Origin of the sequence: Exiguobacterium sp. SH31 (genome assembly GCF_001816105.1) — a bacterium.
Taxonomy (GTDB): domain Bacteria; phylum Bacillota; class Bacilli; order Exiguobacteriales; family Exiguobacteriaceae; genus Exiguobacterium; species Exiguobacterium aurantiacum_A.
Genome location: NZ_LYTG01000091.1, coordinates 69,201 through 95,258, shown reverse-complemented (window position 1 = coordinate 95,258; position 26,058 = coordinate 69,201). Strand labels below are relative to the sequence as shown.

Below are 26,058 nucleotides of genomic sequence, written 5' to 3'. Positions count from 1 at the left end.
CTTTTTTAATGGTGCGGTTCTGTCACCGCTTCGACCGGTGCAGCCCCTTCATATAAAGCGGCCCATTCGGCTTCCGTCAACTTTCCGACGATGAACTGCTTCGCCGGGAAGATGGTCGAACCGTCCGCCTGGGCATGGACGCGGGCGATGTAGAGCCCGTCCTCTTTGACGGACGTCGTCAGTTCGTACGTGCCGTCATCGAGACGTGCCGCCTCCTGCATCCCGTAAGATAACGTCCCGTCCACTTTTTGTAATTCAAGATGCACGAAGTCTGGTGAGACGCTATCCTGTTTCGTCAAGCCGATTTCAAACGTGATCGGCTCTCCCGCTTCGACGACTTCTGGAAAATCAAGCGTCGCTTGGAGCGGCGTCTCTTGTTTGTACAATTCACTTGCACTTGAATCGACCGCACAAGCCGAAAGTACCGTCATCGCCAACATACTAAAAATAATGAGTAATCGCTTTCGCTTCATCTGATTCACCCCGCATTCAAAAATCGTTGTAATGTAGTCGATCGACGGACGATCAACCAATCAATCGCGGCGACGACGAGGAGCGACAACCCGACGAGCGGAAAGATGATGCCGAATCCGATGATCAACACGAAGAAGACGTTCCGTTTTGTCCGACTTGGCGCAGACGGTGCCCCGCTTCTCGCGTTCGGTTTGCGCGAGTACCATAAATACACGCCGCTCACGACGACAAGCATGACGCCGAGACAAATCGCGAGACTGATCAGTTGGTTCGGTAATCCGAACTGCGTCCCTTTGTGGAGCGTGATCCCGAGCGCGACCGCCTTACCGACGATGCCGTAGTTGTCGTAGCGATAGTCAGCGAGGACCGCACCTGAATATTGGTCGAGATGAATCGTCGCCTCATCCTGAGCCCGGTCCGGATAAGCGGATAATGTGAAGACGCCATCTGACGTACTCGGTAGGCTGATCGTATAACTCGGGTCCATCCCGGCCGTTTCGGCGATCGTGTCGACTTGGTCGAGCGACAGCGGCACATAGCCGGCAACGGCGGAGTTCGGTACCGGCAACGTCTCAGCCGCCCATGGCACGTCCGCCACGTCCTCGGTCTTCACGTTTGATGTCGGTGTCTCACCGCCCCAAATCGACGGCGGATAGCCGACACCGGCGTTCGTCGCAATTGATTGGAAGTTCGCTCCCCAAAAGCCGGACCACGGAAGACCGGTCAAGACGAGAAAGAGCAGTCCGGCCGTCACCCAAAATCCAGGGACGACGTGAAGGTCGCGCCGGAAGATCCGCTTGCCTTTCGTCAAACGCGGATATAACGTCCCCGGTGCTTGTAGTCCGTTTCGTGGCCAAAATAGATACAGCCCCGTCGCCATCAAGACGATCGTCCAGCAGGCGACGAGCTCGACGATGCGGTCACCGATTGTCCCGATCATCAATTCGCCATGGATCAATTCGACCTGGCTCATGAATCGATCGGCGTTCAATTGACTCCCGATGATTTCGCCTTTGTAGGGATCGACGAACACCGTCGTCGCCCCGTCTTCCGTCATGAGGCGGAACTCGGTCGAGCGGTCGGCCGATTCGCCAGGCCGATAGCGTGTGACCGGTGCGTCCGGATACTCGGATTGGACCCTATTGAACAATTCGGTCGCACTCATCCGTTCTCCGGCCGGTTCGACTTGATAGTAGTCGGCGTAGAGTACTTGCTCGATTTGTGGCTTGAACAAATAAACGGCCCCTGTGACCGCGAGCACCAACAAGAACGGTGCGATGATGAGTCCAGCGTACAGATGCCAACGCCAAACGGCACGGTACCAGTCACGCCCTGATGAAGATGATGTCATAAACTTTCCCCCGGTTATGTATTGTGTCCAATATGTGAACAAATCAATTGTACTCACTCACACTTATTGTGACCGCTTACTTTGTGTCTGTTATTCGTCTATCCAGCGAAATAAACGTGAAGTTAGATTCTTTAAAACTACACAACTGAGCTTGATGAACTGTAAGATAAAGCTAACTAATCTGATGAAATGATTGAAATGAGGTGATAAAGATGAAATACACATGTCCTTGCTGCGGCTATCAGACGCTTGAGGAAGAACCGCCCGGCACCTATGATATTTGTGAAATCTGTTTTTGGGAAGACGATGAGGTCCAGTTCAGAGACCCGGACTACGAAGGCGGTGCCAACCGAGTGTCGCTTCGGCAAGCACAACAGAACTATATCCGCTTCGGTGCGTGCGATCCCGGCTCCACAAAACACGTCCGTACACCGAACGGGCACGACCTCAAAGACCCGAAGTGGCAATCGTTAGCAAAAAAATAAGCACACAAAAACCGCTTCTACACGTGTAGAAGCGGCTATTTGTTATACGCCGAGAATGGCGAACGAGACACCGACGACACCGATGAGCGCCATCGCGTAAACCGGTAAGCGCGGCATTTCACCGTTGTTGTCGAGTGCTTTCCCGAACATGTAGAACACGATCGGGTGCACGAGAAACGGCATCGAGAAGATGAGTGGGATGAGAAGTGATGCTTCCGTCCCGAACATGCCGCCTTGGACGGCTGCGAAGAGGCCGAAGTGCGAGATCGCTGACGATTGAGCCATCGTCGTGTAGTCGAACGCGATCGTGCTGAAGCTGAGGATGACGAGTCCACCGAAGACCGCCATCATCTGCCAACCGAACGAGAACTGCATGAGCGCCTTCACTTCTTTGAAGTCTTCTCCGTTCGCACCGCGCAAGTTTTTAAGCGCGAGTGCCGTGAGGACGAGACCGACCAGGACGATGATCGCCGTCGGCCAGATCCAGAGCGCTCCATTGTCGGCACTGACTGCCAAGATCGAGAACACGAAGATGTGACCGAAGAACGGGATGTTGATCATGATTGGCGCACGTTTCGCCGCCACTTGACCGAAGTCACCTGCTGTACACGCACCGGTGAGACCACTGTGCGACAGCGAGCCGGCCATACCTGGTGCGAGGTTGCGGATATGTCCTGTGCGGGCGAACCACATGAGGAGCGCGATCCCACCGAACATCCAGAACAACTGACCGAAGAAACCGTAAACGAGAATCGAGTTCATACCTTCGATGGCGAACGCGTCACCGATGCGCGAACCACCGACCATGAAGTTGGCTGCCAATACGACCGGGATACCGGCGAACAAGAGCGCGCGGACGGTCGGTCCGTACGTCCAGTTTTGGAAAATGGCGCCGAGTGCTGACGATAATAGCATCGCGAAGAAGATTTGTGGCAAGGCGATGACCGGTTGAACAGCCATAGCGATTGCGTACGAGATGAACAAGATGACGAGAAGTAACGACGTCTCGATCAAGCCCTTCTTCATATAGACGTGCTTGTCGTCAATCTGTGCCTTGTGGTCGATCAATAGGAACGATGCCGCGAGACCAATCAACGCGAGGATCGGGTAGTAGAGCGTGATGCCCTCTGCCGCTCCCGGTTGGATCATCATGCGGAAGAATCCTTCGAGACCAACGAGCAAGAAGAACGAACGAACGATGAAGATGAACTGCGTCCGACCTGTTCCGAGGAACATCTCTTCTTTCGATGGCACGACGATGTCCTTCATATCGAGTTCTTGCTTGCTTAAAATCTTACGAAGCTCTTGCCCACCGACAAAGAACGATACGACGAGCGCGATGATTGTCGTGCGTGACAGGAAGTCGACGAGCGGGAACTCAGGGAGACCCGGTGTCGCGATGCCCATCTCGACCATAGCGAAGCCGAGGCCGAGACCGAAGATGACGATGACGAGGATTGGTGAGAACCGTGAACCGGCCACGACCATCCGTGATAAAATGACCATCGGGATGATGAAGGCCACGAGTAACCAGAATTGGTTGAGTAATTGCATTTGCGATAATTGCTGAACGATTTCCATGAAGTAACCCCTTATACATTTTTTTCACACTGTTTCGAAGTTTACAGGATTGAACATTATGTGACAAGGGGGTGTGACGTATTGTAAACATTGAAAGCGGAACCAACTGAAATGGTTCCGCTTTCGGTTAGGTATTCGGTTGGCGAAGGCCCCAGATGCCCCTACCTTTTCCTTCAACTGCATAAAACAAATCTCGTTCCCCACGGTAAATATCACAATCACTCGAGTGCATATGAATGTGTTTTCTAACCTGAGACTTCCAATCTTTATATCCGTCTAGACCAAGTTGATAAAATGATTTTTCCACATAATCATAGATTTCTTTTAAGGTAGCAGTCCCACCATGATGACTAATCGCAAATTCGATTTTCCTCACTAAATCTAGACGCATCGTCACTCCTCCGAACTTATCTCTAATTCTTCGAGCAATTTGTATAGAATGAATTTCATTTCGTCTGCCTGCATCGTTCTTCCGCTAGATTTCACCATCCGCTGTACGTTGTTAAATACCGTTTTGCCTTTTACCGATAACTCCATCTTTTGAATCGTTACCGTTGTCTGATCATTTTCCACGATTCGGATCGTCTCTTCATCATCAGATACCACTAGTAGCCGCTTTAAAGAGGACTGGAACGAATCGAGAGTGACATCCGACCATTCTTCAAGACGTACCCCAACTGTTTTACGAATCAAGACTGCCATCCAGTCTTCCTCACGTTCCATCGAACTGATTACATCGAATAGGATTGGATTTCTTGATATCACATCACGATTTAGTTCAACCCATACATTCAAGTCTTCACGTATCTCTAATACATTTAATGCTTCTTCTTTGAGGTCATGCTTAGCAATCATCAAGTGTTTTTCTAAATCCTGTTTAATGATAGAGAACTTGCCGTTAATCCGTTCCCCTAGTTTATGAAGACGTGTGGCTGCATCCATAGGGTCGATTTCGCTGTAACGAATTATTTCTTTGAATTCGATTAGCGATTCAGCTTGTTGTGAAGTAATTTGGGTATATCTCGGCAATTGACGCAACCATTTTCTTAAGTTACTAAACAGTTGGACCGGGTGCTCTTCAAATGAATTGCCAAAGAAATTTTCATTAACTTCGACAAGCGATTGACGAATGAATTGGTCCATTTTAAAGAACTCAAATTCATAAAAACTTGCCTCTTGTTCCAGAATCGAATACAACAGTTCTGCATTCATTTCTTCAACGAATAGCCCATTGGCGTAGAAAGAAAGCTGATGCCAACAGTCTTTTAGTAACGCAACCGTCAGAATCGGAACAATCGGTTTTCTCATACCATAAGGTTCTTTTTGTAATACTTGCATAAGCGTGAGCAGATTACCACGGTCTGAAGTTTCAATATAGTTCAACATTGATGCTCGCATATTCTGCAGTAGGTCTGAACTAAAATTCGTTAAATTAAATGGATCAATCTGATTGTTTTTCAAAATTGAGACATAGATTAAGTAATCTGGACCGAAGCCATCTATCTCAATCTCTTCAATCGCACGACTCTTCATCAATTTATCTAGCACGCTAACCGCTGCATTACGCTGAACTTTAGAAACCTTTTGCTTGTTGAATCCTTCGTTTCGCACCTCTAAAGTCTGATTGAATCGTTCACTCATCCAATTCGACAAGAAGTTTTCAAGTGCAAATCGAGAGGTAACACCTTCAACCTTTTCGTTTCCATAATACCAGTCCAAATGTTGAGGACTAAAGTTTTCAAGTGGCGATAAATACTGCTGGATTTCAAAAATCAGGTTCTCCATTCGGTAACCAATTTCAGATTCCAATTGTTCGTCTGACTTTAAAAGCACCTTATCTCCTAACATGTACATCAATGTACGATATTCATCAATCTTCTCGACCAACTCTTGTTTATCTAATTTAAATTCTACAAACATTCTTTGGTTGTCTACTATCCCATTATCGATTAACTGGTAGTATACATTTTCAGCTTCAGTATCGCTTAGAATGACAGACAACTCACCATCTGCTGCCGTCTCTTTTTCCAACACAGACTGCATATCAAAATAGAAATCAACTTCAACGTATCTTGTCATACTTTTTTCACTGTTGTACGTTAATGGCAGATAGTACTTATTCTTGATTAATTCCTTCAATGGTTGTGCTCTTAGAACATCGTCATCTTTGATCTTCAAACGATATTGCTGAACTAATTCATCAAGCTCTAAAATTGATCCGGTATACATTTCATAAGAGTTTGCAATCCGATTGTATCTCAATAATTTCACTTGAATTAACTCGTCAATCACGGCTTTTGCCTCATCTACACTAATTCCTAGGGCGAAACTGATTAAGTCTTCCTGAATCGAAAACTTCCCTTTAAAGTTCTCAAGAAGCGTTAATAATTTTATTAAGCGAAGAGCTGAATCGGTCACTCCATAACTAACAGCGAAACGATACTGCTTCAGTTCTTCGATGCGATAATAGAGTGTTTCATCAGAATAAAAATAGTCGAACAACTCATCCGAATAGTACCACTTCGTTTCATCGAATTTTCCATCAAACTGAGCTAAGAACATATATAAAGTACGCTCATTTTGTCCAAGAATATTCGACAAATGAGGCAAAAGATAAATTGTTAATGGATGAATTGGCTGACAACCCTCTAGTATAGTTCCATCGATTTCCTGTGATGACATCTGAGGAAACAGGTTGAATTTAGTAATATCAATCTTATAACGCTCAATGTCATTTTGGAGGAATAGACTAGGTGTGTTCACTTCATCTTGACGCCCCAATACTTTGAAGGCAGAACGATAAAAAAGAGAAGAATCACTTTCTAAATAGTGTGCACGGAAACGCTTTTCGACTCGTTCTAATTCTGACTTCGAAAAACTATTTTTTTCTGCATACTGTCTTAGACCGGAGTGAGTAATAAATAAAATCCCTAAGTTTTCAAGGCGATTCGAAAGTTCGGCAAGATCCTGCATTTCTTGCATCGCTTTGTACGTGCTAGCTTTATCAAGCAACTGAAGAAATCGTCCAAACTCGTCATATGTGATGAATAACCCAACTTTTTGTTTCTTTAATTGCTTTAAAATATATTCTAACTGCTCTAATTCATTCGCCGAAGAGGTGACAGCTAAAGTGGCACCTGATGTCAAAATCGTATAGTATTTTTTAAAAGTTTCTGAGGCTTCTTTGTTTCCTGCTTTTATCTGTGCTACTAGAGCATCGATATTTTGGTCATCTTGTGCACACAGGTCTTTCAAGTTTGAGTACGTGTTTTGATAATTCTTGCGCCAATTCTTAATCGTTTGGATAATTTGTTCTTCTTCGCCTTTTAAACTAAAAGAAATGTCTTCGTCTTTTAACTCTTTAATCGTATTTTGAAGAATGACTTCAGCTAGTTTCCCAGAGTGTCCAACAATAGCCACAGGAATCCACCGCTTATCCTTAGACCGAATCACACTTTCTAAATACAAGCTTTGCTCTTGATTAATTTGCGCGACGTTAGCATAAAAACCTTTAAGCGCTTTCCCATTTCGTCGGCTCATCATCAAGTTTGAAATAATGGCTCCAACCATTGATTTCCCTGCTCCATAGGGACCTATCAATAGATGGGCATTGGTTATTTCATTAGAGTCCGTAACCGTCTCGAGAACCGTTTGAATGATATTCAGTTGTTTATCATTTGGTACAAATTGCGTAAGTAAATTGTCTTTATGAAAATCATACGAAATATTAACGCTTGGTTGGAACTTATGCATAGCTACTTACCTCTTTACTATATTGTTCATATCTTTCTTCAAGTGCCGAGATTGATGCTACTTCTTTCGTAAGCAGTACCGTATCTAGCTTGTTTGTACGAATAAACCGTAATGGGTAATCTTCAATCATCTGCGTCACATACTCCACAATCGCGCTTCTCGAAAGATTAAATACTTTCCCCCAAAGTTCTGGGGCCTCAGCCAACTCCTCAACTGCAAATTCAGTTTGACCGTGCTTTTCCGAATAGATTAAAAGTGACACAAATAAGATGTCTCTAATTTCTTCTACATCAGCAAACGATTTAGTGTAGTAATTGTTTACATTTTTTGAAACCATCTCTAAATTTTCGAGTGGACATGAAATGACATCTTCAGGAGTGAGCTGTTTATAATCTTTCAATGAATACATATTAAGAAGACAGTCTATATCTCGTTTCAATGTATTTTCGGAGACACTTTTTAACCCATTCACTTCTACCCATTTTTCTAAGGAGTGCATTAAGCGCTCCCGATCAAATACAGATTCGCGGTATTCATTAAAAAACCAGTACCAAGTAGTAGCGATGTCTTTGTTAGTGACCAAATTATAATGCAACATCCCTAAGGTCAAACCGTGTTGCAGATGTCGATCGTAATGGAACACGATATTGCCAAAGTCAGTGAAGGCATGAACTGTCTGTTTACCCTTCTGCTCTTCTATAACATTTGTAGCAATCAACCAATGTCGTAAAGACTTCGCCATGTTTTTTCCTAATCCAAGTACTTCGAAATGATTCTTTTCATAAAAAAATCTAGAGTTCTGATTAACGTGCGTCAATCCTTTGTTTATCCACGAAGGTCGAAAATAAAAACTCTGATGTTGTCCAAATCCCATAATTTCCCCACCTATCTTCCAAAAGAAGTGAAGTAGCTACTTCTGCAGCTACTTCACGGTTTATTTCTTAAAGTATTGCATTAATGCACGTAAAGCGAGCGGTTGTAAGTATGGACTCTTACCTCGTGCCGGTTCCTTGTTTGTCTTGAATAGGTAATCACCTTTTCCAGCCAAGTTTTCCCCGCCTGACGTATCCATTACTACATTAGAAGCTACACTATCTGTGACGCGAAGACATAGTCTTGCTGCCAAGTTATTTTTGATGGTTGTACTGATAATTTCAGCCTTTGGAGATTGCGTACAGACAATCATATGGATGCCTGCCGCCCGCCCTTTTTGACCTAGACGCTTGATGGCAGTCTCGATTCTCTGAGCAAATTCTTTATCTTGCATCATAAAATCAGCAAACTCATCAAATACAATCACCGTTCTTGGCATGATTTCTTCATGTCGATTCTCCTGAGCCAACAGTTCGCTATATTCCATTAGATTCTTGGCAAATGCATCTCGGAACTTGCTATAGCGATGTTCCATCTCTGCAATCATAACATCTAAATAATCTGCTGATTCGTTCAAATCTAATAAAACTTTCTCCGTATGCTTAACTCCATCAAACATTGAAAACTCAACTTGTTTAGGATCGATAAAAACAAATTGGAGTTCACTCGGGTCATAGAGACACATCATCGACATGACAATCGAGTTCAAACTTACACTCTTTCCACTACCGGTCGACCCAGCAACTAACATATGAGGCTCTGTACCATTAAAATCAACCGTCATGACTTCATTCAACGGACTCAACCCAATTGGAACTACGAATCCTTTTTCTAAGTCTTGATCTGTTACACCGTTACGGACATACTTCATGAATTGTGAGAAGTAGATGGTATCAGGGTCATTACGATTGATATCGATGTTAATCCCATTACGATCACTAAAGATGGTCGGAGGAGAATCAATATGCAACCAAAGCGGCATATCTTTCGCCTTTTTCTCAACCGCTGTGATGCTTTGATTTGGTGGGATTCTTCCAATAATTCGAATGACACTTGCCCCCACTATCGTACGCTCTACAGTAAACTGCACTCCGTTAATTCTCAGTTTCGTCTGTAAAGTGTCTGCGTAACGATTACCGAGTTCTTGAAGAGCCGCGTCAAACGATTCTTCGTTCGGCACCTGCACGTTTAATAGTGCGATTTCCTCTGGGTACTGATCCACTACTAACTCACTAGGTTCGACCGGATTGACTGGATCGATTAAATCGACTGGATTGACTGGATCGATTGGATCAATCGATTCGTCTTCTATGCCTAGACCAACAGGCGGTTGAATCGGTGTTACAGATGGAGGATTATTTCCGGGTTCTTTACCTGAATCTTGTGGAGCCACCATTTCTTCAACTCTATTAATAGCTTTCGGCTCAACAACTTTATCTTCGCCCCCGATTTCTAATTCAACTTCATCACTAGAAACATTCATTTCTGAAAGGATGTACGATCGTGTGAACGTATGAACGGAAATTCCATCTTCGTCCTCACGCTCAAAGTAATGACCAGGAGTAAGCTCGACTCTACCTTCAAACTCCATATTCTTATTGTGAATATATGCATAAATCGATTTAGTGAAGGAGAAGTTGATTTTCACATTCGGATTATGCTTGAGTTCGTGTAGTAGAGCTAGCTCATATTCCTCGTAGGCCCGTTTATCCTCAAGATGAAGCAAGAACGAGTTGAGATATAAATCTCTTTCAAGAGTTGATTCAAATCGTCTAAAGAATTTCTGAAGCGCTCTTTCTCCAGACAGCAATTGAACTTTTGCGTCCGTTACTTCACTTACGTAACTCTCTTGTTGAATGAGTTTTAATTCGACTAAATCAAAGTTAATGTCATAAGTTTCAATATCTGCTGAATATTGAATCGTCGTCTTTAACAAATCTGGTCGCTTCTGACGAGTTCTAAACCATTCAAGCTCGTCACACATATCCCATAAAACAACAGCATCTTGAGTGTCTCTGTTCTGAACTACTGTTAAATAAACAGATAAAAACTCGTTTACAAACTTCCCTGGTCCTAACGCTCGTAGGACAAGTCCCCCAGATAAATCTTTAACTATTTTTAAAGATTCATCCACTTTCTGTTCGTCTAGGGTCATGACCTTTAACTGGTCTTTTAGACGACTATGAAGTCTAGTTCGATAATAGTTCGTCTCGATATCTTTTTCAGAAGATCTCCGAATTGAATCCGAAGAAGAGACTAGCACTTTGATTTCTTCTTTTCCAGAGCGATTCACATGATATCGAATAATATTCGAACCTTCTGCTACTTGTTTCATAAGAAGTGGGTCCATGAACTTATCGTATGTGATAACCCAGTTGAACTTTTCATGCGCTAGTTTATAGAGCGTATTCGTCTCTGTTCGAGTTACGGAGAGACGACCTTTTAGAAGTCCGATTTTATCAGGCTCAATGACTAACCCTTCTTTTAAAATGGCCTGCATGTTATAAAACTGTTGCATTAGCTTTGGCTGAGTTGGTGAAACATAACTGATTAATCGAGTGCCTTCTTTTACAGATTTGAACTCGCGATTCTCGTAGAACGCCCACTGTTTATCATCAAGCCCGCACTCTTTATGCGTTTCAGAATAAAACTGATGCGGAATTTTAAGATTATCTTGTTGACCAAAATAATCGATGAACACAGCTAAATCAAAGTCAAGCATCAGCGAGTCCAGTTTTTCCTCTAATGTTTTTGAATCGCTAAAAGGTAAAACGTTAATTTCTAGACGCGGAAACTCTCCGAACACATCAACTGCATTCATATATTCTTCTTGAGACTGAATCCATTGATTGATTTCGTCGTAAAGCATCGCCGCGCGAGCTGGACTGTGGATTGTAACATTTAACTTTCTAACACTATCTTTTTTCAAGATTTGCTCGATACTCTTTTTAACGAACTCTAAGTTAGTCACATAAAGGAATAAGATATCTAGACAATCGGCAGTATACGGATAAACGCGAATATAATCATGAGCTACTTTTTCAATTTCTTTTGCGAACGAAGTAGCTTGTGAAGCGACGCTTTCGATTTCTCCACCTTCAAGGTATGTACCTTGTCCATAGAACTCATCTTGAACAAACAGATGATGACCTTCACGTGATACGTAATATGAAGGTGCTAAATTAGTAAAAGATCCTCTCAAATATTCTTTATACTGTTTGAGGTCTTCTACGTCTTGAATTTTGTTTCGTCCATGGGATGTATCCGAAAGGTCTGCAATCAATTTACCGAAATGAACAAGTTTATAGCCATAGGCGATGAATCGAATCGGGTTGAAAACCGAAACGATTTTTCGTTCGACTTCAGATTGTTTGCTATTCTTTGTTTCAACAATGTTGATTGTTCCAATATCATTTAGAAGCGAGTAGATTTTTCGAACCCCATCAACATCTGCCTCGGAACAATTCAAGAATTCCTGAGTGAGACGCGTGATTTTTTCGAGGTCATCAATCGTCGTCCCCCGCTCCTCGTTTAAAATCGTTTGAAGAAGCTTAGTGTATTCTTTGTTAAACGTATCAAATTGTTGGATTGGTTCTAATAATCGCTTATCAGTCAATGATGTATATTTTTTTTGATCCGAGAGATAGTCTCGGAAATCTTTTTCGCTCGGAGTACCTCGTTTGACATCAATATGCTGGAGATAGCCGCTTTGAATCTGATTGATGAACTGTGAAAAACTGTTTTCACTAATAGCTTCTCCGGCATCAATCTTAAATTCTGTTTTGGCCAGCGGTTCCTCATTTCGAAGCAATCTAACGGTAACCGTCAAATTTTCTACGTCTTTTGAAACATCCTCTACACCTTTTAGATGAGAAAGAACAATAATATTAGATGAAAGCATGGACAACGATTTCAAGTGGAAATTGAAGAATGCTGCCTGCTTTTCTGAGAGCTCTAAATTGTCGTCAATCGAAACTTCAAACGAAAGATTCCCCTCAAATTGTTCATGCTCAACTTCTTCTAACATTACTAAACTTTCAGATAAAACAGCCTCAAAAACATCAATATACTCGGAAGGGTTTTCTAACTTGTTTTCGATGTTAACGACTTTTTTTAGAATCCCTTCTTTTTCAAGTTCTTCCTCATACTCTTCTCTAAATGCTCGAATAGAATCAAGATCATTTTTAGAGTTTACTGCTTCTACGCCTTTATCAAATCGATTCTCTGCGTCCATTTTTTGTTGCTTCAATTGATTTTCTTCTTCTACAGTCTCTGCTAATTCAATTGCCATAGCATATTTATCAATTAATGTGTCTCGGGCATTATTTAACTTATCCTTTAATGAATTTGATACTCTGAATCCAAAAATACGTTCAGCGTCAGTGTACGAAACGAGAGATAGTAATTCATTGTTTTTACGTTCAATGAATTGCATCGCCTTTTCGAAGAAATGGACTTCATCATTGAAGTTGTTCCATATTTCTGTTGAATAATTTGTTTTCGCCTCATTTGACATGAAGTTTTCAACGTTTTTAGCTAGCTTCTCAGGGTCAAGGTAAGACACCATCGTTTTTCTTAGGTGGCTGAGCAAGAAGTTCTTTCGAAGTTGTTTCCGAAGCGCATCTACTGATTCAAATTTTAAATATTCATCTCTAAACAATCTGAAATGAGGCAACTGTGTCCCAAGAATTGTTTTAAATGGTGCCTCAGAAGTGTTTTTTTCTTTAATAATATCTTCTAAATAAGCAATCAACATAGAAAGCTGTAAATCTAATTCATCTTTATACTGATAAGCTCCGATCAACCTCATTAAATCTTTGATTTGATGAGGTTCTAAGTATGAATTTTCATGAAGAGACTGGTCAAGACTGTCTAAACCTTCTGATGACAATAATTGTGTCTCGTCGATAGAGACAATATCCTTCAAACTTTGAGCTTCAGGAGTCCTTTCGTTCATCAATAATATTAAAGCTTCATTGGACTTAACATTATTTCTCAACCAAACCCCGTTCTCATTTTCATTCAATACAAATGAATCAAAGCCATCAATTTGCTTGATTGTTCGAATCACAGGCTGATAAAAATGCTTTAATTGATTTTCACCTTCTAAGAGAGCATTGAGGATTGCAGGGAAATAGTCTTCGTTTATCCCCTCAATTTTAATTAATACCTTCTCTGCATTTTTATTTTTGTGATCTTTAAGGTAGTTAAGCAAGTATTGTGAAATCCAGTGTCCTATGATTGTTTCTTTATGCGAAGTACTTACTGACATGGTCATAATCTCCTTCATTTAATTTCAGATTATGTGAAATAAGGATTTCGGATTAATGCTGTTGCATCTGAATACTCTTGCAACAATCCGTTTTGCTTTAATTTCTGTCTCATTTTTTTCTCGTTACTTCTAAAATGAGATAGGTTGATGCCTTCTTTAGAGTACAGACCAGAGACTTTAGCTGCATTTTCTCCGATGATAATTTGATATTTTTCATATAATCTTTGTAAAAAATCATCGTATGGGAGAGTGATTTCTCCGTCTAACGTGGCATATACTAGTGCACTTAAAATATTGTCATGAAGTACATATCGAGCTTTAGACCCTTTACCTGAAATAATGAATTGCCCGTCGCGTGCTAGTGTCTTCATGATCGGTAATTGTGACTTAGATAAGTCTTCCATGTACAGCTCAACAATACGCAATTTGAGCATTTTTTTAGCTTTATCAAGATTCGACGTCTCAAGAGCTTCAATTAGTTTTTTCTTTTTTGGTGCATGAAGACTGTTAAGATTCAACTCGTCAAAAAATGACGCATAACCAGCGACTTTTGTTTTTTGAGAATCATCAAATCCTTGTTTCCAGACTCGTATCTTATCTTCAGCCTTGTCTTCAGGGAATACTTCAGCAACGCGCTTTTCAACAAACGTTTTATACGCTTCTCCAACTACTCCCTCGTGAATGCGATACGAATCTTGCGCCAAAAATTTTATTGACTTGTTTTGTCCTTCAAAACAATCAATAAAGTAATGAGTCTTTTCATGGACTATTTGTTCAGCTTGATGAATCATATAGCGGTGAAGTTGGAATGTAATAAGTGATGTGAGAATATCAAACATCTCATATACGTCGATTTTCAGCTTTAACAAGGAATCAAGTTCATGAGCAAATTCTGTATAAAGAGGCAAATCGGTTTGAGGAAGCTTAGGATATTCCGCGATATCTTTACCTCTAAAAATTTCTTCTAATTTTGCTTCTTCAAACAAAGGAGCAGGTAATTCTATTGAAGAGGTACTATATTCGGCAAACGCCTCATTAATTTGACTAATCACAGTAATTAAGCCACTTGAAGTTGAAAGAAGGTTCTTCATGTTTTCTTCGATACTCATTCGAAGACTAGCGTTATTCAACGTCCCATAGTGAAGCATCAAGTAGTATAATTCTCCTCCGCGAGCAAAGAAGTTTCGTTCATAACTAATACTATAGTTACTCGTCTTCCCCTTATCTCGATTCACACGTACTTCAGAAAAGAGTAAAGACTCGTGCAGCGGATAAATCATTTGAGCATACCACGAACGGTCTACTGGTTTTCCCATTGGCGTTGTCAGAGGAATCGTCAAATTCTTGAAAAACGTTTGAAGATCTTCGAATTGTTTTTCGTTAATTCCAAGCCTATCTCTAATGACTTCTTTTTTCTCATCTTCAAAAATTGCAATGTGTCCTTTAGAACCCTCTTTTTCGCCTTCGTATACAAATTGACGGAACTCAATCATCTTACGTCGATTATAGTGTTTTCTTTGTAAGCTAAATTGGGTCCCGGCAAATACATTTAAAAATTCGAGGGTATATTCAGGTCCTCTTTGCCCTTCTTTAAATCGATGTCCCCATATCTTCTCCCCGATTTTACTAGAAAAAAATGTTTCTTCTTGTTCCATGTGGCGTGCTCCTATTCATATAGTATTTAATCTTAAAAGTCTTCATCCTCATCTTCATCCACTTCATTATTTTCTAAATCAGGTGTCTTAATTTCGATAGTTTCGAGTACGAAAGCACCTTGCGAATAATCGAATTTTAAAATTTGTAGAATGTCTTCATCTTGTTTTTTCAATGGAATCAATCTGTTTCGGAAGCTGTTGAGTAAGATTTCCACGTGCTCGCGTAATACGTTCAGCATTCCACCATTGCTCAGACGCATCAAATATTCAAATGTGACTAAGTTTACTTCAAGTTCGATGTCTTGAATGTTTAGAATCAACGTTGTACTCGCCTGATCAATTTCTTCATTTTTCTCCTGAACAACAAATTCAATTTGATCTAACCCAATGATTTGATGAACTAACAGACTGTCAGAAGCAACATACAATTGATGTGATGGAGAAAACACCATGCGTTTAGCGAAGAATGTATTTAATCCGTCAACTAACTTGATTTTTGTACTATGTTCAATTTTCCCTTTATGAAGAATGCCAATAAATTCGTGCCGATGACGGTAAGGAATCAATTGCTCTACTTTTTTATTGTCTTTAGATTCGAAGTAATATTTACGACGTAAACGGGGGAACCATTTGCTCATCAGTTCAACGCCATTCACGTTATCACCATTAATATTGGAACGGTACATTTTGACCTCTTCATAATAAGCACCATTTTCGACATCGATACCTTGTTTAAACAAAGTCGTATGGGCGTCTCTCGTTTTCTCTTGACTACTCAAATCACCGTTCAAAAGAAAATCGTCGATTAAAGAATCCGAAATATATCCAGGGTCTAATGATTTAAATTCTTGAATTCCACTGATTTCCTCAAAGACTTCAGGTCTTAGATTATTTCCGAAGAAATTCTCATAGTATGATTTTTTCGCTAATCCCTCAATCGCCTCACTCTGTGAAGCTTCATGAATGTTTCTACATGTCATTCCACCTGTTTGTGTATAAGCTAGGTGAATTAGCAGCTCACGCATAGTCATATGCTTTCCGTTCATATCGAGTGATTTATACATTCGCATCATACGATTCCGAGTCGTTTTATTGCTCATTGCGACATGATTATTATTAATGATGCATTTATGACGACTTGAACACGTACCACAAATATCCCAGTTCTCTTCTTCGTTCCAACCTTCAATAATTTTTTCGGCATAAACAGAAGATGAGGCATAGAGTAGATTGTAAACTTTGACTTGTTCAGCCTCTTTAAATTCTTTGTTTGGTGACAAAAACTGTGGAATAATTGCGTCTTTCAATGCCTTCAGTTCTGGATACTTCACCAAAGTATGCGTCAGTTTCCCTTCGTTTGCGGCAATTAAAAAATAAACGTTTGAGTCTTTCACTTCGAGAGTCTCTTGCATTTTCTGTAGCTCTGAAACGATTACTTCGTCACGTAACTCTGATAAATCTTTAATGACTCGAATAGTGTAGTCTTTGTATGTAATTTCCTCTATACCGGACTCCGGCCATCCTTCAAATTCCTTATCTACCAATTGATCGTATACGTTGCGGCAAATCCGTGTTTTTCCATCCCCAGCATTACCTGTGATAATGATAGAACGCGGTGATGTAGAGAGTTCATCGATTATTTTTTGATTGATATTCGTATCAATGCTGTATTCAATTTTTTTAGTGTGTTCATCGAAAATCTTTGAATAGTCAGCAGTCGTTAAATCATACTGGTGCATGAAGTCCACAAAAGGGTTGATTTGCTCTTTAAGTGGCGTAGTTATGACACGCTCTGTTTTAGTAATCAGTTCTTGAGTCATTCGGGTTGTTTGCTCCTTTTCATCTTCTATGGTTTCAATTTGTGACTTACTGTCTGCAATCACTTCTTTTTCATAAGTAGCGTCTTCAGCCTTAAATTTATTTGGTTCGTCAGTTTCTATTTTATCAAAAGGAATTGTCGATGATTTCAGTTCAGTAATAGCGATTGTCTCTTCACTTTCCTGTTCTGCAGTTCTTCCAAAATCTAAAATCCAAGACTGACCTAATTGAAGCAAAATAGTTAAAGCTTCGTTCGCTTCTTTTTTAGTGATGTCTCGTTTTGTTACGTTTTCACAGACTTCTAAGAATCTAATCCCTTCTCGATAGTTCTTCATCGAAAGGTTATATTTCGTTTTTAGCGCCTTCCAGCCATATTGAATTGAATGTGCTTCAAAGTAAGATTTAGGCATTGACGCATAGTTATTGAAACCACTTAAATCTTTCATCCATTCATAAGACATTGGGAGGAACAAAGATTGCAAGTATAGAACCTGTTCTGTCGGATTGAACTCTATCATTCTATTTACATCTTCAAAAGAGAATACAATATCATCAGCTGATAGTTTTGTAAGTTGGTCCCAAATTTCCTCTGATCTCATTTTCAATCGCCCTCTCATTTTGCATTAAAAAATATAAATAAGGTTCACAATTTCGTTTCTTCCTATTATTGTAATATTAATGTATGGTAAATAAAAGGGGTTCTGAAGGAATATAGTTGGGTTGGCATATTTTTTTATACGGCTATACTCCTGTATTTATCATAAAAATGTTGTAGGCATTTTATTTTCTTATAGAAGCACATTTCCGTTACTGTAATAATAAATAGAAATGAAAGACAAATGAGGTGTAACAGATGAATATGAATAGTGTCAAAACACAAAAAACCACAAGTCGCCTCGCACTTGGTGAATTAAACAATAAAGACTACACTGCGCTCGACCATGGGCGTAAACCAGTTCATGTGGCTATGTTTAGTGGTGGTGCATCTTCAGCATACGTGGCTTACCATATTGTGCAAAAGTACGGTAAAGAGAATTCGATTCTCTTCTTTACAGATACGTTGTGGGAAGACATGGATAACTACCGCTTCATGGAAGAGGTCGCGGATTACATCGGTTTAGAAATTACGACTAGCATCGATGGAAGAACACCTGAAGAAGTATTTTTCGATATGAGATTCCTTGGTAACTCCCGAATGGCAAAGTGTTCAGAAGAACTAAAGGTTAGACAAACAATGATATTCCTTGAAGAACTTCGCGATGAGCATAATCTTGAACCGATTCTACATTTCGGTATCGGGCCTCACGAGCAGCATCGAGCTATCAACTTGCAAAATTTTTATGAACATAATCCAATTGAGCCTATTGAGACGCGTTTTCCAATGATTGAAATCTTCAAAGAAGATATGGATGCCAAAACAATCATTCAAAATGAATGGGGCATTAAACTTCCACGCATGTACGATTTAGGATTCTCTCACGCAAACTGTGGTGGACGTTGCGTACGAGGTGGTTTAGGTCACTATGCCCTTCTTTACAAAGTCTGGCCAGATCAATATGCTGAACAAGAATCTATGGAAGAACGTTTTCGTGAAAAGTTCCAAAAAGACGTGTCCATTTTAAAACGTAATGGTGGCCCCTTCACATTACGCGAATATCGTGAAATGATGGAACGAGATGGCGTAGAAGCTTATCTCGCTGAGAAAGACGATACAGTTCCTTGTGTTTGTGCATTCTCTTAAAAACAAATAAGCAGAGCGCGTTTTACAAGCGCTCTGCTTTTCCTATTTATCCAGAACTTCCTCCAAATATAACCCCTTCTCAAATCCACCCTTCCGCTCCCGCTTCTCTGCACGAATCGCATTCATCTCTTCAAACGAAGCCCCATGCATTTTACCGAGCTCATAAGCGAGCTCAAGAATATCCGCTAGCTCTTCAAGACATTCCTCATCGATATTCGTCTCTTCATACTCTTTCAGTTCTTCATATAGCTTCAGGCGTGCCTGTTCAAAGTGTTCGGCTTGATTCAACTGTTTGACGATGACTCGTTTTCCGTCCGCACGGATCAGTTCAGGTACACGGTCTCGGACCAACTTATTATGTTTCACCATAGCTGCCTCCTACTCCACAATCTCAAACGCCTTCACATACACGACATGATCGAGGAAAATAATCCATTCGTCCTCGAACTGGACAAAGCCATCCGACGCATGCCGGAACGACTGATAAATGGCTTCAAGTGCCGCATAGCGACTATCTGCCTCGACCGTATACGTCAAAATCTCCTCGTTGATTAAATGAAACTCGATCTCGAACTGTTTCATCATCTCCACTCCTTTCTCACTCGTTTCCGTACTTTCTCTTAACACTTTTCCCCATTCTGCTCGATTCTCCTTCACTACGTCCAATAATACTCTGTCTTGTAAGAGATGGATTCTTTACGAGTTTATTCTTACAGGTATCTTTATACAGAGTCTTTATGGAACGGAATCTCTTCACTTCGGCTCATACCGGAAATCGGAGACTTTTGCGCTTGCTCTCGAGTAAAGAGTTTCCATCGAGAAGCGACTTGGACTGTTCGTGCCTCCACCGTATAACTCCTCGATGGTTTGATTGATATACGTGTTTTCCGCTTCTAAATATTCAACAACGAGGTCTTTGAACTCATCGGCCGAGGGGTCTTCATGCTGTAGTCTTTCAAGTTCGGCCAAATACTTGTCAGTGTCTGCTTTCATCCCCTGCAATTCTTTAACCGCTCCGGATATTGCGACGATATCTGTTGGCATACTCGATAACATGAGCATCTTGGTTTGATGGTCGCGTGCTGACGAAATGATTGAAGAGGCATCGAAATGAATGACGGGTCTGTCGTCAATCGTTTCAACCGTGCCCATTCCTCCGCAACCGGTTAAAGCCATCGTTGCTCCTGCAAACAGAGAGACGGATAAAAGTAACTTTTTCATCATCAATTCTCCTTCGCATCTATTTAGATTTTCTTAGGAAATTTCATCTATGGTTTCCACCACACCCCCCTGTATTCCCGACTTTCCCCAAGTCGCGGACGATCGGATCGTCGTATGCCAAGACGTGAAACTCTTGTTCAAACGTATTAAAATCCGGTCACGCCCCTCGCACCACGTCAACAGCATCGTCGCATCATTTCGACTGGTAACTATGCTGTTCGTCCCCTACGCTCAGACACTCTCCCTTAACATTTCAAAATCCTCATCCATAATATCCGGATTTTCTTGTTTCATCTCTTTGAAACTGGCTACAAGTTCTTCATCAGAGAGATCGATACTTTCTTCAAGTGCAGTGAACAGTCTGTTCCCCATCTGCCTCATCGATGAATACGTGATCCAACCCGAAAGCACACCTCCTGCGATTGGAATCACTTTAGACACACTTTGAGCAAACGATCTTCTCGTCATCTTCACCCCGATGTAGCTTCCCATTTTCTTAAGAATCGGATAATAAATCGTCCGCATCATGGCTCGATTCGGAATTTTCTTCAATGCTTGATTCGAGAATTGCGAAGACAGTACTTTAATGGTGGCCGTCGCTCCCCCGACACCGAACATCACACCGAGAAACAAAATCAATTCTCCGTTCACCCGATCAACATCCAACCGGTTCTCATCCCAAAAATCTTCATACCCGTATAAATAACCGATTTCTTGAGCCAATCGGATTGCCACGCCAAAAAATTGGGCGGTATCAGCCGGAATAGTGGCCGCCATCGCGACGCCACCTGGTAATCCTGCGGCAAACGACGCTGATGTACTTTTCATAGTCCGATTCCGAACGGTCTTCTTCGCGATTCGTCTGATTAATTTTTTAGGGATGTTCGCTTGAACAGGGCCTTTCTCAAGAAGGGCTGCTAATTGATTCGGGGTCACGTGCTTGCTAAAACTTGTGGCTAAGAACTCCGTTCGGTCTACTTTCACACCTGGTAATTTAACTCCATTCACCACTAACAGTTCAAAAAATTTTGCACCATTGTCCATTTATCCACACCTCTTCGCCTTAGATATATGCTTTGTCTTAAGCTCTCGCTCCTATACTCTTTCCTGCAAGTCCGTTTGAGGAAACATTTATCACCAGCTCCATGCTGCTGACACAAATAAAAAAGGAACGCCTCGGGAGCGTCCCAGTTTTATGTTCAATAAAAGACAAACCACAACACCGCTGCCACTAAAAACAGTCCGGCCCCGATAAAGAGAATCTTTGCCAATCGTTCGTATACCATGTCTTCACCTCACCAACGCTGCGCCGACGACGAGCGAGACTCCGAGCGAGAGCATGAACGCGAGCAATCCGACCGCGATGTTGCCTTTCCCGATCTCCTCGTTCACTTTGAGCGACGGCGTCAAAAATTCAAACAACCAATACGTGACGAGCAGTAAGAAGAAGCCAAAGCTCCCTCCGACTAAGACGTCGATCATCCGCTCGTGATGACTCTCGACGACACGGAAAATGTTGGCGAGGCCGACGACCTTGCCCCCGGTCGCGAGCGCGACGGCGATATTCCCTTTTTGGATCTCGCGCCAGTTGCTGTATGGCGTCGTCACTTCAAAGATGGCGAGCCCGACGACGATCATCAGTCCGGCGATCGTGTACAGGCCGAGCGATTCGAGCATCACGCCAAACGTTACGTTCCCCATCATCATGCGTCCCTCACTTCAATTCGACGACCGTGACCCCGAGTCCACCTTCGCCCATACCACCCGGGCGTTGACTCTTCACGTGACGATGTCCTTTCAAATACTCCTGCGTCGCTTGTCGCATCGCGCCCGTACCGAGCCCATGGATGATGCGGACGTTGTCGTATCCGGACACGAGCGCCTCGTCGATATATTTGTCTAGGCGCGAGAGTCCCTCTTCGACCCGGACACCGCGAAGATCGAGCTCCGACTTCGTCGAGCTCTGGCGCTTCAGCGAGCTGCCTTTCGACTGGAGCGCTTGTTCTTTCGAGGGTCCGACTTTTTGAAGGTCGTCCGCTTTGACGTTCACTTTCATGATCCCGACTTGGACGTTGTACTCGTTGTCGTTGATCTGGTTCACAATGTACCCTTTTTGGTTGAACGTCGTCACTTTCACTTCTTCGCCTTTACTGAACGTACGTTTTTGTTGCGCTTTTTGTTTCACTTTTTGGATCTTTTTATCTTGGAGCGTCGGTTTCGCCGATTCGAGCTGTTTCTTCGCGGCGATGATCTCGTGCTCTTTGACGATGCCTTCTGCGCGTAGCTTCTTCAACCGGTCGATGACTTCGTTCGCTTCCCGCTTCGCCTTCTCGACGGCCTTCTCGGCACGTGCCTCGGCCTCGCCGTACATCGTGTCGCGTTCAGTCTCGAATTCACTCATCTTCGCCTCGAACGCCGCTTGCTCTTGTTCGAAGTCGTGACGTTTGATGATCAGTTCTTGCTCGAGCTGTTCGGCGCGTTGCTTCGCCGACTCGAGTTCGTTGATCATCGATTCGACCGACTCGGCGTCGGTGCCGACGTGGCTCCGCGCCTTATCGATCACTTGTTCGGACAGACCGAGGCGTCGGCTGATCTCGAACGCGTTCGACCGTCCCGGCACGCCGATCAATAGACGATACGTCGGGCTGAGCGACTCGATATCGAACTCCATCGAGGCGTTGACGACACCTTCTCGGTTATAGGCGTACGCCTTCAACTCGGAATAGTGGGTCGTCGCCGCGACGCGGGCCCCGCGACGCTTCACTTCATCGAGAATCGCGATGGCGAGCGCGGCCCCTTCTTGCGGGTCGGTCCCGGCACCGAGCTCATCGAATAGGACGAGCGACATGAAGTCGACCTTGTCGAGCATGCTGACGATGTTCGTCATGTGCGAGCTGAACGTCGACAAGCTCTGCTCGATCGACTGCTCGTCACCGATGTCGGCGTAGACGGCGTCGAACACCGAGAGCTCTGTACCGAACTCGGCCGGGACATAGAGCCCTGACTGGACCATCAGTTGCAGTAACCCGATCGTCTTGAGCGTGACCGTCTTACCACCCGTGTTCGGTCCGGTGATGACGAGCGACGTGAAGTCTTCCCCGAGCTCGACCGTGATCGGGACGACCTCATCTTGCGGGATGAATGGATGACGCGCCTGCTTCAGTTTGATCTCGCGGGCGTCGTTCAACTTCGGCTCCGTCGCTTTCAGTTGATGTCCGTACGCGACTTTCGCGAACACGAAGTCGAGTTCGGCCAAGACGTCGAGGTTCGTCACGACGGAATCGGCTACGCCGCCGACGAGATTTGACAGTTCGGTCAAGATGCGGTCGATCTCCGAGCGTTCTTTCAAGCGGACTTCTTGGATTTCATTGTTGATCGAGACGATTGCTTGCGGCTCGATGAAGAGCGTCTGCCCTGACGCCGACTGGTCGTGGACGATCCCGCCGAACGCTTGGCGATACTCTTGCTTGACCGGGACGACGAAGCGGTCGTTCCGGATCGTGACGATCGCGTCTGAGAGCATCTTGGCGTTGTTGCGGAGGATGTTGTCGATCCGCGAGCGGACACTGCCCTCAAAGCTGCGGAGTTGCGTCCGCAGACCGCGCAGTTGCGAGCTCGCCGAATCTTGGACCGTACCTTGGTCATCGATCGCGTGACGGATCGATTGCTCGACCTCGATCAGCTTCGTCAAGCGCTCGGCATATTCGTCGAGGCGCGGGATTTGGATGTCTTCGTTGTCCTCGTGCAACTTCTCAAAGAAGTTTTTCACTTGGCGGCCGCTGTACATGACGGCGGCGACGGCGAGCAGTTCGCTCGTCGAGAGCACCGAGCCGATGGCGGCCCGTTTCACTTCGGCGCGGACGTCTGAGAGACCGCCGAGCGGCAAACGGTCCCGGAGCCGGACGACCTCGGTCGCCTCGCGCGTGACGTTCAAGTTGGCGAGTACCCGGTCGTACGAGTAGTCAGGCTGCATGTTTTGCGCCCGGTTTTTCCCGAGCGAGCTGGCCGCATGCACGGCGAGCTGTTGACGTAACTTTTCATATTCTAATACGCGTAACGCGTGATCCATCTAGCATGTTCCTTTCTGTCGCTTCGCGTCGAAGAACGCCTTGGCGTCCTCGAACGTGAGGCAGTTAATAATGTCTGACGGTTCGAGATAGGCTTTTCTTGCGTGCAAGACGCCGAGTGCCATATCTTCCATCATATCAGGGTGGTGCGTGTCGGTGTTGACCATCAGTTTGACACCGGCCGCCTTCGCTTTTTTCAGCGTCGAGGCGGTCAAATCGAGACGGTTCGGGTTGGCGTTCAGTTCGAGCGCCGTCCCTGTCTCTTTCGCGAGGGCGATCAAGCGCTCCTCGTCGATCGGGTAGCCGTCACGACGTCCGATCAAGCGCCCGGTCGGATGGGCGATGACGTTGACGTAAGGCGAACGGCAGGCGTTCTCGAGCCGCGCCATGATCTCGTCGACACCTTGGTCCATCTTTGAATGGATCGAGGCGACGACGTAGTCTAGCGTCGCTAAAAACTCAGGCTCGTAGTCGAGCGTCCCGTCTGGGCGGATGTCCATCTCGACACCGCGCAAGACGTGCATATCGTATTTTTTCGCCGCGGCAAGGATCTCTTCCCCTTGCGCTTCTAATCGTTCCTCGGTCAAACCGTTGACGAACGACATGTACTTGCCATGATCGGTGATGGCGATCCACTCGTAACCTCGCGCTTTCATCGCGGCGACGAGCTCATCGACCGTCAGCTTCCCGTCCGACCAGACCGTGTGCATATGCGCGTCGGCCTTGATATCGTCGAGCGTGACGAGCTTCGAGATGTCGTACTCGAACTCAAGATTCCCTGCCCGTAGCTCCGGCGGGATGAACGGGAGGCCGTAGCGTTCGAACAGCTCCGCTTCCGTCTCCGGCTGCCATAGGCCGTCCGCGGTCTCGACCCCGTACTCGGAGATCGACTCACCCTTAGCTTTCGCGAGTTGGCGCATGCGGACGTTATGGTCTTTTGAGCCGGTGAAGTGGTGGAGCGTCGCGGCAAAAGCACCGGGCTCGACCATCCGGAAGTCGACCGACACCATCTCCTCGCGCTCTAAGACGAGCGACACTTTCGTCTCACCGGCTGCGATGACTTCATTGACGAACGGGAGCGCGAGCAGTTTGTCGCGCAAAGCGACAGGCTCCTCGGTCGCGATGATGAAGTCCAAGTCTTTGCACGTCTCCTCGGCCCGGCGGAAACTGCCCCCGACCGAATGCCGGAGGACGAGCGCCTCGCCTTCTAACACTTTGTTGATCTCGTCGACGACCGGGCGCATCATCGCGTACGACAGGCGTTCCGGACGGGATTCCAAGTTCCGTGCTGCTGCGAGCAACTTCTCGACGCTCTTCGTGCCGAAGCGCGGCAATTCTGACGCCGTGCCGTCTTCCAATACACGGATGAGCGACTCGAGGTCGACGACGCCGACTTCTCTTAACTGGGCCAGTTTCTTGCCACCGAGACCTTGAATTTTGAGCAGCTTCATTAAGCCGAACGGAATCTCTTCTTGGAGCGACTCGAGCACCTCGCTCCGTCCCGTCTGGCGCCATTCCTCGAGTACAGCTGCCGTCCCTTTACCGATACCTGAGATCGTCGTCAAATCATCGATGTCGTCGAGTTCGAGCTCGGTGTTCTCGAGCGCCGTCGCCGCTTTCCGAAACGCGTTGATTTTAAACGGATTCTCACCCTTGATCTCCATATATTGCGCGATTTTCTCTAACAGCATCATCGCCTCAACTTTATTCATCGTATTTCCCCCTTTTTCATACAGAAAAGACCGAGACACAAGCGCTTGCTTGCAT

18 protein-coding genes are annotated in these 26,058 nt (G+C 44.2%); 2 read left to right on the top strand and 16 right to left on the bottom strand.

Annotation, left to right across the window (positions count from 1 at the left end; translation table 11 throughout):
• Positions 1–5: 5 nt before the first annotated feature.
• Both A6395_RS12825 and A6395_RS12820 read right to left on the bottom strand, forming a co-directional pair.
• On the bottom strand, positions 6–473 hold the full coding sequence (locus A6395_RS12825; RefSeq protein WP_071399322.1) for a hypothetical protein: 468 nt from the start codon (positions 471–473) through the stop codon (positions 6–8).
• Between the two features lie 5 nt (positions 474–478).
• Positions 479–1,825 carry a PepSY-associated TM helix domain-containing protein gene (locus tag A6395_RS12820; RefSeq protein WP_071399321.1) on the bottom strand — a complete coding sequence of 449 codons (1,347 nt, stop codon included), beginning with the start codon at positions 1,823–1,825 and terminating at the stop codon, positions 479–481.
• A gap of 212 nt (positions 1,826–2,037) precedes the next feature.
• Between A6395_RS12820 and A6395_RS12815 the strand changes: the two genes are divergently transcribed.
• Complete coding sequence (locus tag A6395_RS12815) at positions 2,038–2,310, top strand: CPCC family cysteine-rich protein (protein WP_071399320.1); 273 nt, start codon at positions 2,038–2,040, stop codon at positions 2,308–2,310.
• A gap of 42 nt (positions 2,311–2,352) precedes the next feature.
• Here the strand turns inward: A6395_RS12815 and A6395_RS12810 are convergent, their stop codons facing one another.
• The 7 genes from A6395_RS12810 to A6395_RS12780 all read right to left on the bottom strand — a co-directional run bounded on the left by A6395_RS12810 (position 2,353) and on the right by A6395_RS12780 (position 17,861).
• Complete coding sequence (locus A6395_RS12810) at positions 2,353–3,891, bottom strand: hypothetical protein (protein WP_071399319.1); 1,539 nt, start codon at positions 3,889–3,891, stop codon at positions 2,353–2,355.
• Between the two features lie 127 nt (positions 3,892–4,018).
• A complete protein-coding gene (locus tag A6395_RS12805) occupies positions 4,019–4,282 on the bottom strand; it encodes a forkhead box protein (RefSeq protein ID WP_071399318.1) in 264 nt (87 codons plus the stop codon).
• 2 nt (positions 4,283–4,284) lie between these two features.
• Positions 4,285–7,644, bottom strand: a complete 3,360-nt coding sequence (locus A6395_RS12800) for a hypothetical protein (RefSeq protein ID WP_071399317.1) — start codon at positions 7,642–7,644, stop codon at positions 4,285–4,287.
• Complete coding sequence (locus tag A6395_RS12795) at positions 7,637–8,518, bottom strand: DUF4007 family protein (protein WP_071399316.1); 882 nt, start codon at positions 8,516–8,518, stop codon at positions 7,637–7,639. Before A6395_RS12795 ends, A6395_RS12800 begins: the two co-directional genes overlap by 8 nt.
• A gap of 60 nt (positions 8,519–8,578) precedes the next feature.
• A complete protein-coding gene (locus A6395_RS12790; RefSeq protein WP_071399315.1) occupies positions 8,579–13,789 on the bottom strand; it encodes an FtsK/SpoIIIE domain-containing protein in 5,211 nt (1,736 codons plus the stop codon).
• A gap of 29 nt (positions 13,790–13,818) precedes the next feature.
• The gene (locus A6395_RS12785; RefSeq protein WP_071399314.1) at positions 13,819–15,444 is read right to left on the bottom strand and encodes a hypothetical protein; all 1,626 of its coding nucleotides are present in this window, start codon (positions 15,442–15,444) and stop codon (positions 13,819–13,821) included.
• A 32-nt stretch (positions 15,445–15,476) separates the two neighbouring features.
• Positions 15,477–17,861: a hypothetical protein gene (locus A6395_RS12780; RefSeq protein ID WP_071399313.1), complete on the bottom strand. Its 2,385-nt coding sequence runs from the start codon at positions 17,859–17,861 to the stop codon at positions 15,477–15,479.
• 254 nt (positions 17,862–18,115) lie between these two features.
• Between A6395_RS12780 and A6395_RS12775 the strand changes: the two genes are divergently transcribed.
• Positions 18,116–19,003: a phosphoadenosine phosphosulfate reductase domain-containing protein gene (locus A6395_RS12775; protein WP_252100541.1), complete on the top strand. Its 888-nt coding sequence runs from the start codon at positions 18,116–18,118 to the stop codon at positions 19,001–19,003.
• Positions 19,004–19,045: 42 nt separating this feature from the next.
• Here the strand turns inward: A6395_RS12775 and A6395_RS12770 are convergent, their stop codons facing one another.
• The 7 genes from A6395_RS12770 to polX all read right to left on the bottom strand — a co-directional run bounded on the left by A6395_RS12770 (position 19,046) and on the right by polX (position 26,003).
• Positions 19,046–19,372, bottom strand: coding sequence for a nucleoside triphosphate pyrophosphohydrolase (locus A6395_RS12770; RefSeq protein WP_071399312.1), 327 nt, complete (start codon positions 19,370–19,372; stop codon positions 19,046–19,048).
• A 9-nt stretch (positions 19,373–19,381) separates the two neighbouring features.
• Complete coding sequence (locus A6395_RS12765; protein ID WP_071399311.1) at positions 19,382–19,585, bottom strand: hypothetical protein; 204 nt, start codon at positions 19,583–19,585, stop codon at positions 19,382–19,384.
• 171 nt (positions 19,586–19,756) lie between these two features.
• The gene (locus A6395_RS12760; RefSeq protein ID WP_071399310.1) at positions 19,757–20,224 is read right to left on the bottom strand and encodes a hypothetical protein; all 468 of its coding nucleotides are present in this window, start codon (positions 20,222–20,224) and stop codon (positions 19,757–19,759) included.
• 231 nt (positions 20,225–20,455) lie between these two features.
• Positions 20,456–21,268, bottom strand: coding sequence for a pectinesterase (locus tag A6395_RS12755; protein ID WP_071399309.1), 813 nt, complete (start codon positions 21,266–21,268; stop codon positions 20,456–20,458).
• 246 nt (positions 21,269–21,514) lie between these two features.
• Positions 21,515–21,931 carry a DUF350 domain-containing protein gene (locus A6395_RS12750; protein WP_084813069.1) on the bottom strand — a complete coding sequence of 139 codons (417 nt, stop codon included), beginning with the start codon at positions 21,929–21,931 and terminating at the stop codon, positions 21,515–21,517.
• A 7-nt stretch (positions 21,932–21,938) separates the two neighbouring features.
• Positions 21,939–24,293 carry an endonuclease MutS2 gene (locus A6395_RS12745; protein WP_071399308.1) on the bottom strand — a complete coding sequence of 785 codons (2,355 nt, stop codon included), beginning with the start codon at positions 24,291–24,293 and terminating at the stop codon, positions 21,939–21,941.
• Positions 24,294–26,003, bottom strand: coding sequence for a DNA polymerase/3'-5' exonuclease PolX (gene polX, locus A6395_RS12740; protein ID WP_071399307.1), 1,710 nt, complete (start codon positions 26,001–26,003; stop codon positions 24,294–24,296). It lies immediately after the preceding gene.
• Between the last annotated feature and the right edge of the window lie 55 nt (positions 26,004–26,058).

Coding starts and splice junctions, on each gene's coding strand:
- A6395_RS12785 (WP_071399314.1), bottom strand. CDS start 15,444: ATGGAACAAGAAGAAACATTTTTTTCTAGTAAAATCGGGGAGAAGATA.
- A6395_RS12815 (WP_071399320.1), top strand. CDS start 2,038: ATGAAATACACATGTCCTTGCTGCGGCTATCAGACGCTTGAGGAAGAA.
- A6395_RS12825 (WP_071399322.1), bottom strand. CDS start 473: ATGAAGCGAAAGCGATTACTCATTATTTTTAGTATGTTGGCGATGACG.
- A6395_RS12790 (WP_071399315.1), bottom strand. CDS start 13,789: ATGTCAGTAAGTACTTCGCATAAAGAAACAATCATAGGACACTGGATT.
- polX (WP_071399307.1), bottom strand. CDS start 26,003: ATGAATAAAGTTGAGGCGATGATGCTGTTAGAGAAAATCGCGCAATAT.
- A6395_RS12750 (WP_084813069.1), bottom strand. CDS start 21,931: ATGATGATGGGGAACGTAACGTTTGGCGTGATGCTCGAATCGCTCGGC.
- A6395_RS12770 (WP_071399312.1), bottom strand. CDS start 19,372: ATGGTGAAACATAATAAGTTGGTCCGAGACCGTGTACCTGAACTGATC.
- A6395_RS12780 (WP_071399313.1), bottom strand. CDS start 17,861: ATGAGATCAGAGGAAATTTGGGACCAACTTACAAAACTATCAGCTGAT.
- A6395_RS12765 (WP_071399311.1), bottom strand. CDS start 19,585: ATGAAACAGTTCGAGATCGAGTTTCATTTAATCAACGAGGAGATTTTG.
- A6395_RS12805 (WP_071399318.1), bottom strand. CDS start 4,282: ATGCGTCTAGATTTAGTGAGGAAAATCGAATTTGCGATTAGTCATCAT.
- A6395_RS12760 (WP_071399310.1), bottom strand. CDS start 20,224: ATGAAAAAGTTACTTTTATCCGTCTCTCTGTTTGCAGGAGCAACGATG.
- A6395_RS12820 (WP_071399321.1), bottom strand. CDS start 1,825: ATGACATCATCTTCATCAGGGCGTGACTGGTACCGTGCCGTTTGGCGT.
- A6395_RS12810 (WP_071399319.1), bottom strand. CDS start 3,891: ATGGAAATCGTTCAGCAATTATCGCAAATGCAATTACTCAACCAATTC.
- A6395_RS12795 (WP_071399316.1), bottom strand. CDS start 8,518: ATGGGATTTGGACAACATCAGAGTTTTTATTTTCGACCTTCGTGGATA.
- A6395_RS12755 (WP_071399309.1), bottom strand. CDS start 21,268: ATGGACAATGGTGCAAAATTTTTTGAACTGTTAGTGGTGAATGGAGTT.
- A6395_RS12745 (WP_071399308.1), bottom strand. CDS start 24,293: ATGGATCACGCGTTACGCGTATTAGAATATGAAAAGTTACGTCAACAG.
- A6395_RS12775 (WP_252100541.1), top strand. CDS start 18,116: ATGAATATGAATAGTGTCAAAACACAAAAAACCACAAGTCGCCTCGCA.
- A6395_RS12800 (WP_071399317.1), bottom strand. CDS start 7,644: ATGCATAAGTTCCAACCAAGCGTTAATATTTCGTATGATTTTCATAAA.